Annotated in this window: 10 protein-coding genes; 5 read left to right on the forward strand and 5 right to left on the reverse strand. The window is 67.6% G+C overall.

Annotated features, from left to right (window positions below; genetic code table 11):
- The first annotated feature begins 164 nt into the window (after window positions 1-164).
- The 4 genes from VDQ18_RS19185 to VDQ18_RS19200 all read left to right on the forward strand — a co-directional run bounded on the left by VDQ18_RS19185 (window position 165) and on the right by VDQ18_RS19200 (window position 6,429).
- Window positions 165-1,076, forward strand: a complete 912-nt coding sequence (locus VDQ18_RS19185; protein WP_323022511.1) for a LysR substrate-binding domain-containing protein — start codon at window positions 165-167, stop codon at window positions 1,074-1,076.
- A 130-nt stretch (window positions 1,077-1,206) separates the two neighbouring features.
- The gene (locus VDQ18_RS19190) at window positions 1,207-2,895 is read left to right on the forward strand and encodes a sulfatase-like hydrolase/transferase (RefSeq protein WP_323022512.1); all 1,689 of its coding nucleotides are present in this window, start codon (window positions 1,207-1,209) and stop codon (window positions 2,893-2,895) included.
- A 66-nt stretch (window positions 2,896-2,961) separates the two neighbouring features.
- A complete protein-coding gene (locus VDQ18_RS19195; RefSeq protein ID WP_323022513.1) occupies window positions 2,962-4,014 on the forward strand; it encodes a TAXI family TRAP transporter solute-binding subunit in 1,053 nt (350 codons plus the stop codon).
- A gap of 78 nt (window positions 4,015-4,092) precedes the next feature.
- Window positions 4,093-6,429, forward strand: a complete 2,337-nt coding sequence (locus tag VDQ18_RS19200; protein WP_323022514.1) for a TRAP transporter fused permease subunit — start codon at window positions 4,093-4,095, stop codon at window positions 6,427-6,429.
- Between the two features lie 4 nt (window positions 6,430-6,433).
- Here VDQ18_RS19200 and VDQ18_RS19205 read toward each other — a convergent pair whose 3' ends face one another.
- The 4 genes from VDQ18_RS19205 to VDQ18_RS19220 form a co-directional block, all read right to left on the reverse strand.
- Window positions 6,434-7,423: a bile acid:sodium symporter family protein gene (locus VDQ18_RS19205; RefSeq protein ID WP_323022515.1), complete on the reverse strand. Its 990-nt coding sequence runs from the start codon at window positions 7,421-7,423 to the stop codon at window positions 6,434-6,436.
- 85 nt (window positions 7,424-7,508) lie between these two features.
- Window positions 7,509-9,485 carry a TRAP transporter permease gene (locus VDQ18_RS19210; protein WP_323022516.1) on the reverse strand — a complete coding sequence of 659 codons (1,977 nt, stop codon included), beginning with the start codon at window positions 9,483-9,485 and terminating at the stop codon, window positions 7,509-7,511.
- 17 nt (window positions 9,486-9,502) lie between these two features.
- Window positions 9,503-9,949 (reverse strand): DUF1850 domain-containing protein, encoded by a 447-nt coding sequence (locus VDQ18_RS19215; RefSeq protein WP_323022517.1) that lies wholly within the window; start codon window positions 9,947-9,949, stop codon window positions 9,503-9,505.
- A 26-nt stretch (window positions 9,950-9,975) separates the two neighbouring features.
- Window positions 9,976-10,947 (reverse strand): TAXI family TRAP transporter solute-binding subunit, encoded by a 972-nt coding sequence (locus VDQ18_RS19220; protein WP_323022518.1) that lies wholly within the window; start codon window positions 10,945-10,947, stop codon window positions 9,976-9,978.
- Window positions 10,948-11,176: 229 nt separating this feature from the next.
- Here VDQ18_RS19220 and VDQ18_RS19225 point away from each other — a divergent pair, with 229 nt between their 5' ends.
- A complete protein-coding gene (locus VDQ18_RS19225; RefSeq protein WP_416235130.1) occupies window positions 11,177-12,466 on the forward strand; it encodes a malonyl-CoA decarboxylase in 1,290 nt (429 codons plus the stop codon).
- Here VDQ18_RS19225 and VDQ18_RS19230 read toward each other — a convergent pair.
- The coding region (locus tag VDQ18_RS19230; RefSeq protein ID WP_323022520.1) for a 3'-5' exonuclease at window positions 12,463-13,203 on the reverse strand (741 nt) is incomplete at its 5' end. The two genes, VDQ18_RS19225 and VDQ18_RS19230, sit on opposite strands and share 4 nt — an antisense overlap.

The following is a 13,203-nucleotide window of genomic DNA, read 5'->3' on the forward strand; positions in this document are numbered from 1 at the left end:
CGCCCCCCGCCAAAGGGGGTTTTCCACCCCCTTTGGAAACCCCCGAGGATATTTGGAGAACAAAGATGAAGGCGGCGGGTTGCGGCGCCGGGCGGGGTCTGTAGACTTCGGCGCCCGGGGCTTGCGCATAGCAAAAGCGCATGGCCGAACCGCTGGGAGGGAGCATGGATCATCGGGTCAGGCTGCGCCATCTGCGGCATTTTCTGGAGATCGCCCGCACCAAGTCGATGACGCGGGCCGCCGAGGCGCTGCATACCGTGCAGCCCGCCCTCTCGCGCAGCCTGAGCGAGCTGGAGGCGGATCTGGGCAAGCCGCTCTTTCACCGCACGCCGCAGGGAATGATGCTGACGCCCGCGGGGCTCGATTTCTATCAAAGCGTGGCCGGGCCGATGTCGATGATCGACGAGGGTATCGCCCGGGCCCGGGGCGTGCCCGAACGGCAGGTGGTGCGGGTGGCGATGGCGCCGGCCATCACCCGTCTGCTGGGCGTGCAGGCGGTCTGCGCCTTCCTGGAGGCCTATCCCGAGGTGCATGTGGTGACCGAGGCGCGCTCTTATTCCGAAGCGGTGGGGCGACTGCATGAGGGCGAGATCGACTTCGCCGTCGGGCGGCTGCTGGATCCCAAGGCCCTGGGTGGCCTGTCCTATGAGCAGCTCTTTTCCGAACCGATCATCTTCAGCGCCCGGGCCGGGCATCCGCTGGCCGGGCGGCGCGGGCTGACGCTGGACGATATCGACGAATATCTGGTGATCGGGCCCGAGGCCAAAGCGATCATCTGGTCCGAGATCGACAAATTCCTGATGAAGCACGGGCGGCCGCGGTTCCGGCGGCTGCTGGAATCCTCGTCCTACGAATTCTCGCGCTCGATGGTGCGGCTGACGGATGGCATCGCCTGCCTGTCGCTCAGCATCGTCCGACCCGAGCTGGAGAGCGGCGAATTCGTCCGCCTCGACGTCAATGTTGACGAGTTGGTCGGCTCGGTCGGCGTGACCTATCGGTCCGGCACGCGGCATTCGCCGATGGTGCGGGCGCTGTTCGATCTGTTCCGCCAGAAGGCGCGCGAGCTTTACCCATAACGATCCCGATATGATGCGGCGGGAATTTCTATTTCCCAAACTCCGCCCCGCGCCGCAGTCTGGGCCCTGGGAGAGAGGGGTGCGCGGCGCGTGAGGCGGGCGGCTGCCTCGACGACGGGAGGCGCTGCGGATGGCGAGAGCCAAAAACGTTCTGTTCATCATGTTCGACCAGCTGAGGCGGGATTACCTGTCCTGCTATGACCATCCGCATCTGCAGACGCCGCATATCGACCGGCTGGCCGCGATGGGCGTGCGCTTCGACCGGGCCTATATACAGGCGCCGATCTGCGGCGCCTCGCGCATGTCGACCTATACGGGCCGCTATGTGAACAGCCATGGCGCGGGCTGGAACAACATCCCGCTCAGGGTCGGCGAGCCGACGATGGGCGACCATCTGCGCAAGGCGGGGATGAGCTGCTGGCTGGTCGGCAAGACGCATATGGCCGCCGATACCGAGGGGATGGAACGGCTGGGACTGAGCCGCGGCACGACCATCGGCGAGCGGGTGGCGGAATGCGGCTTCGATGTCTGGGAACGCGACGACGGCATGCGGCCCGAGGGGCCGGACGGGCTTTACGATCCGAACGGGGCGCAGGCCTATAACGCCTATCTGCGGGCCAAGGGCTATGGCGGCGACAACCCCTGGCACGACCACGCCAATTCGGCGATCGACGCCGAGGGCAATGTCCTGTCGGGCTGGTTCATCGAGAACAACACCCGCCCCGCCAATATCGCCGAAGAGGACAGCGAGACCCCCTATATGATGCGCCGCGGCATGGCCTTCATGGAGCAGGCCGAAGGGCCCTGGTGCTGCCATCTGAGCCTGATCAAGCCGCATTGGCCCTATATCGTGCCCGAGCCCTATGCCGGGATGTATGGGCCCGCCGATTTCCTGCCGGTGAACCGGACGCAGGCCGAATTCGACGCCGCCCATCCGGTCCTGAAGGCGGCGATGACCAATCCGGTGAGCCTGACCTTCGCCCGGACCGAGGCGCGCGAGGCGGTACTGGGCGCCTATATGGGCCTCGTCAAGCAGATCGACGACCAGATCGGCGTGCTGCTCGACTGGCTGGAGCGGACCGGGCGGATGGCGGACACGATGATCGTGCTGACCTCGGACCATGGCGACTTCCTGGGCGATCACTGGCTGGGCGAGAAGAGTTTCTTCTTCGATCCTTCGACCCGGGTGCCGCTGATCGTCTACGACCCCTCGCCCGAGGCCGATGGCACGCGCGGCACCGTCTCGGACGCGCTGGTCGAGCAGATCGACGTGGTGCCGACCTTCTACGCCGTGGCCGGGGGCGACCCCGAGGATATCGGCCATATCGCCGAGGGTCATTCGCTGCTGCCGATCCTGCATGGCGAGCGGACCGAGCAGCCGCGCGAGATCGCGATCTGCGAATACGATTATTCGGCGACGCCGCTCAGGGGGCGGCTGGGCGTCTCGGTCGAGGATGCACGCTGCTTCATGGCGACGACCAAGCGCTGGAAGCTGATGCATTTCGAGGGCGGCTTCCGGCCGATGCTTTTCGATCTGGAGAAGGATCCCGAGGAACAGCACGACCTGGGCGAGAGCCCCGATCACGCCGGGGTCCGGGCCGAGATGTACGCCCATCTCCACGCCTGGTTCCGCCGCTGCGACCAGCGGATCACCAAGTCGCGCCGCGACCTGGCCGGGATCAGCGCCAAGATCGGGCGGCGGGGCGTGGCGACCGGCCTCTATACCGTGGCCGAAGCCGACCCCGAAAGGGTCGTGAAATACCTGGGCCGCAAGGCGCGGCCCTGGAAGGACATCGTGAAGAACCAGAGCATTACCTGATCGCAGGACCCCGCCGCCGTGCCTGAGGAGGGGTGCGGCGGCGGTTACCATCAAGGGAGAGAGAGAATGACGCATTCGTTCCTGAAATCGACGGCGCTGGCGCTGGTCGCCACGCTGGCGGCGGGCGCCGCCAGTGCCCAGGTCAACCTGACCATGGCCACCGCCAGCCCCGGCAGCATGGTGCATGTCACCACCCATCACCTGGCCCGGGTCGCCGGGCAGCGCGGCGTCGCCTCCTTGCAGGTGGCCGATGGCCAGACGCTGACCAACACCGTCCTCGACGTGGCCGAGGGGCGCATGGACATCTCGGAATCGCCGATGATCCTGCCCTTCATGCTGTCGCGCGGCATGGGCCCCTATTCCTCGGTCGAGAACGGGGCCGAGGTCGCCTCAAGGCTCCGCGCGCTCTATCCCTTCAACGCGGGCGCCTTCAACGTCTACACCCTGACCAGCAGCGGCATCGAAAGCTGGGAGGATCTGCGCGGGCACACGGTCTTCAACGGCCCGCCCCGGGGCGCGGCGCTGACCAATGCCCGGCAGGCGGTAACGCTGGCCACCGGGATGGAGGACGGCCCCGATTACACCGGCTTCCAGGCCAATTGGGGCCAGATCAACGCGATGATGACCGACGGCTCGGTCGATGCTTTCGTCTTTCCGACCAACCACCCGTCAGACCGGATCATCCTGATGCAGGCGGCGGGCGATGTGAACATCATCTCGGTCCCGCAGGACATCTTCGAGAGCGAGGCCTTCCGCCGCGTCTTCCAGGTGCCGGGCAATATCCCGATCGAATGGAATTTCGCCGATTTCGGCTATGACGATCACGTGCATCTGCTGGGATCGGACGACGGGATCCTGCGCGGCATGGGCACGGCCTTCGCCACCGTGGTGAACGCCGCGATGGACGAACAGCTCGCCTATGACCTGACCTCGGCGCATATCGAGACGCTGGACGAACTGCGCGCCTCGGCGCCGCAGGCCCCCAGCGCCAACCATGGCGATCTGGACCCGGTGCGCTCGGGCTTTTGCGGCAACAACCAGCTGCGTTATCACCCCGGCGCGATCCGCGCCTGGGAGGATCACGGCTATACCGTGCCCGATTGCGCGCGCCCCGAGTAAGCGCGCCTCCTTCCGCTGCCCTGCCCCGGCGGTGCCTGACGCCGCCGGGGAACTTCCCATCTCCTTGAGGATCGCGCGATGGCCGACCCGACTGACGAAACCGCCGCCCCGCCCCGCGATCTGGGGATGCGGCTGGCCCTGATCCTGGGCTTCCTGCTGGTGTGCCTGGGCATGCTCAACAGCATGCCCGCCATTCCCGGGCTCCAGCAGCTGGTGAATGCCGTGACCGGGGTCGAGGGCCTGCCGATCCGGCGCTTCAGCTACGAATACCTGTTCCCGCTGGCCTTCATCGTCATGATGATCATCGTCGTGTCCCGCCATTCGCAATGGCGCCATTACCGCGACCGCGGCGCGCGGCTCAGGGCCTTCGGCCTCTTCATGGACGCGGCGCTGCTGGTCATGGCCTTCACCGTCGCCCTCTCCTACCTGATCGAGATCGACAGCGTCTGCCTGATCGACCAGGTCACCGGCGAACGCGCCCGCCTCATCGCCCGGGCGCTGGAGCGCGAGGTCGAATTCGCCACGATGATGGGCCTGCCGGTGCCGACCTCGGTCGAGGATCCCGAATGCGTGCAGAACCTCGGTGTCTGGATCTTCCTGGTCGTCGGCCTCGGCGTCAGTACCTTCCTGGCCTATAACGTCCGCGTCTGGGGCCTGCCGCTGGTCGCCGTCGCCATCGCCATCACCGCCTATACGATGATCACCATCGCGGTCTGGTACTTCTCGGGCCCCGATCACAACCGCTATCTGGTCACCCTGCTGGGGGGCGAGCCGCGGACGCTCTGGGACGGGCGGCCCAACGTCAAGGACGTGCTGGTCAACAACGCCCAGGGGCTTCTGGGCCAGTTCATGAACATCCTGCTGAACACGGTCTTTCCCTATATCGTGCTGGGCAACCTGTTTGGTGTCTCGGCCGGAGGGCAGGCGCTGATCAAGCTCGCCTTCCTCGCCACCCGGCGCCTCAGGGGCGGGCCCGCGCATGCTGCCATCGTCTCAAGCGCGCTCTTTGGCACGATCTCGGGCGGGCCGGTGGTCAATGTGCTGTCCACGGGCGTGCTGACCATCCCGATGATGCTGCGCCGGGGCTTCAGCAAGGTCTTCGCCGGCGGGGTCGAGGCCGCGGCCTCGTCCGGCGGGCAGATCATGCCGCCGGTGATGGGTGTCGCCGCCTTCGTGCTGGCGACGATGACCGCCGTGCCCTATTCGCAGGTGATCATCGCCGCGGTGATCCCCGCGGTGGCCTACTTCGGCGCGCTCTTCATCAGCGTCGTGTTCCAGGCCCGCAAGCAGGGCATCCAGGCCCAGGGCGAGGTGACCGACGACATGCGCCTCACCCGCCGCGACTATGCCAATCTGGTGATGATCTTCGCCCCGGTCGGGCTGATCCTGTTCCTGCTGATCACACCCAAGGACGCCATCGGCTGCGGCCCGATCACCGCCCTTTTCGGCACCGTCGCCAGCTGGAGCGGCAACAATTGCCGCATCGAGCATCTGCCCTGGTTCTTCGAACTGGTGCGCAACTCGGCGGGGGACGCGGGGTCCGCCGGCTGGTGGGCGGCGGCGCTGCTCATGGTCCTGTTCTTCATCGACCCCGAGATCCGCCGCCAGCCGAGGAAACTGGTCACCGCCCTCTCCGAAGCGGGCGTGCTGGTCGCGACGCTGTACCTGATGTTCCTCGCCGTCTCGGTCATCGACTTCTGCCTGAACCTCACCGGGCTCTCGAGCTATATCGCCCGCGACGCGACCTATCTGCTGGCCGATTTCGGCGGCAGCATCGGCCATAACCGGGTGTTCCTGTTCGCGGCACTGCTGGTGACGATGCTGCTGGCGATCCTCTTGGGCATGGGGATGCCGACGGTGCCCGCCTATCTCAACGTGGCGCTTCTGATGGGGCCGCTGCTGGCGGGGCTCGGCATCGCCAAGTTCACGGCGCATATGTTCATCTTCTACTTCGCCGTGGCCTCGGCCATCACGCCGCCGGTGGCCATCGCCGCTTTCGCCGCGGCCTCGATCACCAAGGCCGATCCGATGATGACCGGGATCTCGGCGGTGCGCTCTGGGATCGTTATGTTCGTGATCCCCTTCGTCTTTGCCTTCTACCCCGAGCTTTTGCTGATCCAGCCCGCGCTGATCGACCCGAACTCGGCCACCGGCGCGCTGCTGCCGGGCTATGACGGGGGCATCCACGGGCCGACGCTGGCCTGGCTCTGCGCCCGGATCGCGCTGGCGCTGTACCTCTTGGGCAGCGTGCTGGCGCAATTCGACCGCCGGGCGCTGTCCCTGCCCGAGATGGCGCTGCGGCTGGTGCTGGCGGTGCTGATCGTCACCAGCTGGCCGATGGTCGCCCTGCCCGCGATCGGCGCCACGGCGTTGCTGCTCTGGTGGCACGGACGCGGGGCACCGGCGCTGGCCTGAGGCCTCAGGCGGCGGCGCCTTCGGGTGCCGCCGCCATGCGCTGCGAGATCAGCGCGCAGGTCACCAGCTGGATCAGGTGATAGAGCATCAGCGGCAAGAGGATCGCCGCCACATCCTGCCCGACGAACAGGATCCCCGCCATCGGCAGCCCCGTCGCCAGCGACTTGGTCGATCCGCAGAACAGAAGCGTCGCCCGGTCGGCGCGGTCCAGCCTCGCCCCCCGGCCCAGAAGCATCGTCGCCCCGAAGGCCAGCGCCAGCATCAGCGCCATCACCCCGGCCAGCGCCGCCAGCACCCAGGGCCCGGCACTGGCGAAGGTTCCGCCGCTGACACCGGCGCTGAAGGCCACATAGACGATCAGCAGGATCACCCCGCGGTCATAGAGCGTGACCGAGGATTTGTAGCGGTCAAGAAAGCCGATCAGCAGCGGCCGCGCCAATTGGCCGATGAAGAAGGGCAACAGGATCTGCTGCGCGATCTTCCAGACCGCATCGGGGTTGATGCTGACCGGCCCCTCGGTCGTCATCAGGAGAGAGACCAGCAGCGGCGCCAGCACCACGCCGATCAGGTTCGAGATCGAGGCGGCGCAGACCGCCCCCGCCACGTTGCCCCGGGCCAGCGCCGTGAAGGCCACCGCGCTCTGGATCGTCGACGGCAGGCAGCCGACATAGATCAACCCCGCGGCGAAAGCGGCACCCAGCAGCGGCGCCGTCACCGCCGCCATGCCGATCCCCAGCAGCGGGAAGACCAGAAAGGTCGTGGCCAGCACGCCCAGTTGCAGCCGCCAATTGGTCACCCCGGCGATGATCGAGGCGGTCGAGAGCTTGGCGCCGTAGAGGAAGAACAGCAGCGCCACCGCCCAATAGGAGACGCCGTCCAGCACCTCGGCCACCCGGTCATGCGCGGGCACCAGCGCCGCGGCCAGCACCGTCGCGAAGAGAAGCATCAGATATGGGTCGATCCCGAAGCGTTTCAGGCGGGACATCAGCGGCATGGGCGGGCCTTTCGGGGTCGGAGCGAGTCGCGCGGCACACTAGGCGCCTCTGCCGCTGGCTCCAAGCCCCGACCGGCCGCGCGGCTCAGGCAGGCGTCAGCGCGCGGCGCGATGCCTGTCTGTTCATCGCCAGCAGGACGACGATCACCGCCGTGCCCACCGCCTCGACGGCAATCGACGGCCAGAAGACCCCGACGATGGCCGGAACCAGCGCCACCCGCATCCAAAGCGGCATCGGCCCCCAGAGGAACCCCTCCAGCACCGCGGCGAAGGCGACCAGCGCGACGATGACGATGAACCCGTTCCAGATCACCAGCGGCACCGGGCCGCCCATGATGATCGGCTCGTTGTAGACCATGAACAGCGGGATCAGATAGAGGCCCTTGGCGAATTTCCACGCCTGCAGGCTGGTCTCCATCGGTTTCGACCCGGCGATCGCGGCCCCCGCGAAACCTGCCAGGGCCACAGGCGGTGTGACGTTCGAATCCTGCGAGTACCAGAAGACCACCAGATGGGCGATCAGCAGCGGCACGCCGAATTCGTTGTGCAGCGCCGGACCGACCAGGATGATCAGCACGATATAGGCCGCGGTCACCGGCAGCCCCATGCCCAGGATCAGGCTGGCGATGACCACGAGGAACAGCGCGATCAGCAGGTTCCCCTGGCTCAGGGCCAGCATCATGGCGCTGAACTTGAGGCCGAGGCCGGTCAGCCCCACCACACCGACGATGATCCCCGCCACCGCACAGGCGACCGACACCGTCACCGCATTGCGCGCGCCGAGTTCCAGCGCCTCGATGGTCTGCCGCAGGCCGGACCAGAGCAACCGCTTCATCTCGGCCCAGGTCGGGCCGTTCGCCACATAGGTCCACAGCGCCCGGGCGATGGCCGCGGCGGCAATCGACAGCGTGGCGTAGAAGCCGACCCGCATCGGCGAATACCCGGCGACCAGCAGCGCCACCAGCGCCACCAGCGGCAGGAGGAAATGCCAGCCCTCGGCCAGCACGGTGCGGACCCGGGGCAATTCGCTCGCTGGCATCCCCTGCATGCCCAGCTTCACCGCGGCGATATGCACCAAGAGGTAGATCGCCCCGAAATAAAGGATCGCCGGGAAGATCGAGACCATGACGATCTCGATATAGGGAACCTGGGTGAACTCGCTCATCAGGAACGCCCCCGCCCCCATCAGGGGCGGCATGATCTGCCCGCCAGTCGAGGCCGCGGCCTCGATCCCACCTGCCTGCGCCGGGCGGTAGCCGAGGCGCTTCATCAAGGGGATGGTGAAGGCTCCCGTGGTCACCACATTGGCGATGGCCGAGCCCGAGATCGAGCCCATCCCGGCCGAGGCCACGACCGCCGCCTTGGCCGGGCCGCCCCGCTGGCGGCCGGTGGTGGCATAGGCGAGGTCGATGAAGAACTTGCCCGCGCCGGTCACTTCCAGCACCGCGCCGAACAGGACGAAGACGAAGATGAAGGTGGCGGCGACGCCCAGCGGCAGGCCGAAGATCCCCTCGGCCCCCAGCGTCATCTGGCTGGCCACCCGGTCGAAGGAATAGCCGCGGTGGTTCAGGATCCCCGGCAACCAGTCGCCCGCCCAGGGCAGCGCGCCGCGCCGTCCGGCAAAGGCATAGGCCAGGAAGAAGGCCGCGATCACCGTCATCCCCAGCCCCACCGCGCGCCGCGCCGCCTCCAGCACCAGCAGCACGGTGATCACGCCGACCGTCACGTCGATGGAGCGCGGGAAGATGGCGTTGGCGATGGTGTCGATGTTCATCGGCACCCAGAAGCCGACCAGCACGCCGCCCGCGATCAGCGGCGCGTCGATGGCCCAGCCCAGCACGCCGCGCGGCCGGTGGGGGCCGAAGACCGGATGGATCAGGAAACACAGGACCAGGATGAAGCCCAGATGGATGGGCCGCTGGAAGAACAGCCCCAGGGGCTGCACCCCCGCCGCCCAGAGCTGGAACAGCGAGAGCGCCACACCGATGACGGTGATCAGGCGCAGGATCGAGGGGCGCTGGGGCAGCGCCGGGCGGGTGATCTCTTCCAGCGTGTCGGCCATGGTCCGGCTCCGGGATGTCAGGGGTCGGGGATAAGGGCGATGCGGACCCGCCGGTGTTCGGCGAGCGCGGTCAGCGAGATTTCGTCAGCCTCGGTGCGCAGCCGGTGGTTCACCGCGGCGCGCCCGGGGCGCAGGATATAGGCGTTGCCGGGCACCGGCTCGTCGATATCCTCGATCCAGTAGCCGCCCTGCCCGTCCGAGGTCTGGCGCCCGCGGCCCGGGATATGCCCAAGCCCCGCGCCGAAATCGGGCAGATGCGAGCGGACCAGCACCATGGTGCCGCCCTGGTCCTCGTAGATGTCCTCGACCTCGTAGCCATCGACCGAATGGTGCCAGAGCACACTCCAGCGCCCGCCGTCCTCGATGGGCAGCCGGGCCAGAACCTCGCCGCTGTCGGCAAGGCTCACACGGATCTCGGCGGCCGGGGCGAGACCGGGCACGAGGCAGAGAAGAAGGGCGGCCACGACGGGCCGCCCTCGGGATCCACGGCTCACGGACGCAGGCGGTCCGGGATGGTGGCGCCGATCTCCTCGAAATAGCGGATCGCGCCGGGGTGCAGCGGCACCGGCGTCGCGTTCAGCGTGAACTCGACCGTGGTCTCGTTCGCGGCCGGATGGACGGCTTGCAGGTCGGCGATGTTGTCGAACATGGCCTTGGTGATCGCATAGGCCAGGTCGTCGTCCATCTCGGCGGACACGACCAGCACGTTCGGCACGCCGACCACGGCGACGGCTTCGTCCACGCCGGTATAGGTGCCACCCGCCAGCTGGGTGCGGGCGAAGACCGGGTTGGCGCCGATGGCCGCGGTCATCTCGTCCTCGGTCAGCGGGATCACATGGATCGCCTGCGTGGTGGCGAGGTTCAGGATCGACGAGGTCGGCGCGCCGACCGACCAGAATCCGACGTCGATATCGCCATTGGCCAGCGCATCGGCGGTCTCGTTGAAGTTCAGCCGCTGTTCGTCGATGTCATCATAGCTGATGCCATTGGCAGTGAGGATCTGCTCGGCGTTCACTTCGGTGCCCGATCCCGGCGCGCCGACCGATACCCGGCGCCCGCGCAGATCCGACAGCGAGGTCACGCCCGAGCTGTCCAGCGCCACGATCTGCACCATGTTGGCGTACATCGAGGCCAGGCCCCGCACCATCGGCAGTTGCTGGCCCTCGAACCGGCCGGTGCCGGAATAGGCCTGCTCGACCGTATCGGCCAGTGCAATGGCCAGATCCGCATCGCCCGTGGCGATCAGACCCATGTTCTCGACCGAGGCGCCGGTGACTTCGGCGGTCGCCGAATAGCCGTCGATGCGGTTGTTGATGATCTCGGCCAGGCCGCCGCCCATCGGGTAATAGACCCCGCCGGTGCCGCCGGTTGCGATGGAAAGCTGAGTCTGCGCCGCCGCCGGAAGGGTGACCCCCATGGCAACAGCAAAGATGGCGGCCGAAAGCCGGTACGAATGGAACATTATAGGACCTCCCTTTTTTATGGACCCATCCTTGACCGAACCGGCCAAAGAGGCAACCTTGAAACAAGGTCGCGTCGGCGACTTGTCAAGAAACCCCGGGCCTCGCGTTGCGTCGGCGACGGCCCGAACCACCCGCACCGCCCCAGACGGTGCCCGATGTCAGAGGCTTACCGTGATCAAGGTCTTTCTGCCCGAACGCCCAGCTTTCCTGGGCGACCTTCTGGACGCGATGAGCGAACGCGGCCGGGCGCTGATGGGATGGCGGACGCCCGAGGGGCCGGTCAGCGCGCCGGATCTGGTGCAATTGGCCGATCTGCTGCTGTCGCGGCGGGGCGAGGCTTCGGGCGTGGCGCTGGCCCGTTCGCTGGTCCGCGCCTATGCCGCCGCGCCGATGGCCGAACGCCGCGCCTTCCTGCTGCTGCTGGCCGAGCGCTATGGCCCGGATGCCGAGGGCGTCACCCGGGCCGTCGCCGCGCTTCAGGCTCAGGAACCCGGGGCGCTGAACGTCCTGCACGCCGCCGCGGAACCCCGGCGGCAGGAGCTCTTCCGGCGCATCAACCTGGCGCCCGGTGGCACCGCGGCGCTGGTCGGCATGCGCGAGGATCTGCTGGGCGCCCTGCCCGAGTCCCCGGCCCTGCGCCCGGTGGACGAGGATTTCGCCCATCTCTTCGGCTCGTGGTTCAACCGCGGCTTCCTGACGCTCCGGCAGATCGACTGGAACACCCCGGCCAGCATCTTGGAAAAGATCATCCGCTACGAGGCCGTGCACCAGATCCAGAACTGGGACGACCTCCGCAACCGCCTGCAACCCACGGACCGGCGCTGCTTTGCCTTCTTCCACCCACAACTGGTGGATGAACCCCTGATCTTCGTCGAGGTGGCGCTGACGCGCGAGATACCGGGCGCCGTCGGCCCGCTGCTGGATCTTTCCCGCCAGCCGATCCCGGCCGAGGAGGCGACGACCGCGGTCTTCTATTCGATCTCGAACACCCAGCGCGGGCTGGCGGGCGTGTCCTTCGGCAATTTCCTCATCAAACAGGTGGTGGAGGTGCTGCGCGAGGCCCTGCCCGGCATCCGCAACTTCGTCACCCTCTCGCCCGCGCCCGGCTTCGCCCGCTGGCTGGCGGCCGAGCGCAAGGCGGGCGATCAGGGCCTGTTGTCCGCGCCCCTGAGGGAGGCGCTGACGGTCCTCGACCAGCCCCTCTGGCATCAGGCGCCAGAGACCGCGGCCCGGGCCAAGGCTGCGCTGATCCCCGCCGCCGCGCTCTATTTCCTCAAGGCCCGCGACCGGCGCGGAAGGCCGGTCGATCCGGTAGCGCGCTTCCATCTGGGCAATGGCGCGCGGCTGGAACGGCTGAACCCGCTGGGGGATCTGTCGGAAAATGGCCTGCGGCAATCGCACGGGCTTATGGTGAACTACCTCTATGCCCCGAACGAGATCGAGCGCAATCACGAGGGCTTTGCCGAGGCCGGGACCATCGCCGCCTCGGACGCGCTGCGCAAGGCGCTGCCGGGCTAGCCGTTCAGATCCTTCAGGAGCCGCCCGTGCTTTCGGACCTCGGCCACCACCTGGCCGAAGGTCTCGAGCCCCCGCGCCTTCAGCATCGGCACCAGCTTGAGGAAGGCATCGGCCGTGGCGATGGTGTCGCCGATGGCGGTGTGGCGGGCTTCCTCGGGGATGGTGATCCCCAGCCGCGCGGTCAGCGCATCGAGCGAATGCTGTTCGAGCTGGCCATAGACCACCGCCGACAGCAGCACCGTGTCCAGAATGGGATGGTCGAAGACCTTGCCGATCGCCCCCTCCTGCCGGCGCAGGAATTCCATGTCGAAGGGCGCGTTATGGGCGACCAGCACCGCGCCCTCGGCGAATTTGTGGAACCGCCGCCCGGCCTCGGCGATATCCGGGGCGCCGACGACCATGGAATCGGTGATCCCGTGCACATCGGTCGAGGCGGGCGGGATCGGGCGGCCCGGATCGACCAGCGTGTCGAAGACCTCGCTTTCCACCCGCTTGCCGTTGACCAGTCGGACGGCGGCGATCTGCACCACCGCGTCGGACGAGGGGCTGAGGCCCGTCGTCTCGGTGTCGAACACCACAAGCGTCAGGTCTTCGAGCCTTGTGTCGGCCACCGCGGCATTGCGAGCCTTGGACAACAGGTCGAAATCGTAAACCACCTTGCGGCTCAGGGGCGCCACCCGACGCCCGGCGCGACGGACGGAACGGATCGGCATCACCACGGCGTTGCAGCCCTCGCC

Origin of the sequence: Pararhodobacter sp. (assembly GCF_034676075.1) — a bacterium.
Taxonomy (GTDB): Bacteria; Pseudomonadota; Alphaproteobacteria; order Rhodobacterales; family Rhodobacteraceae; genus Pararhodobacter.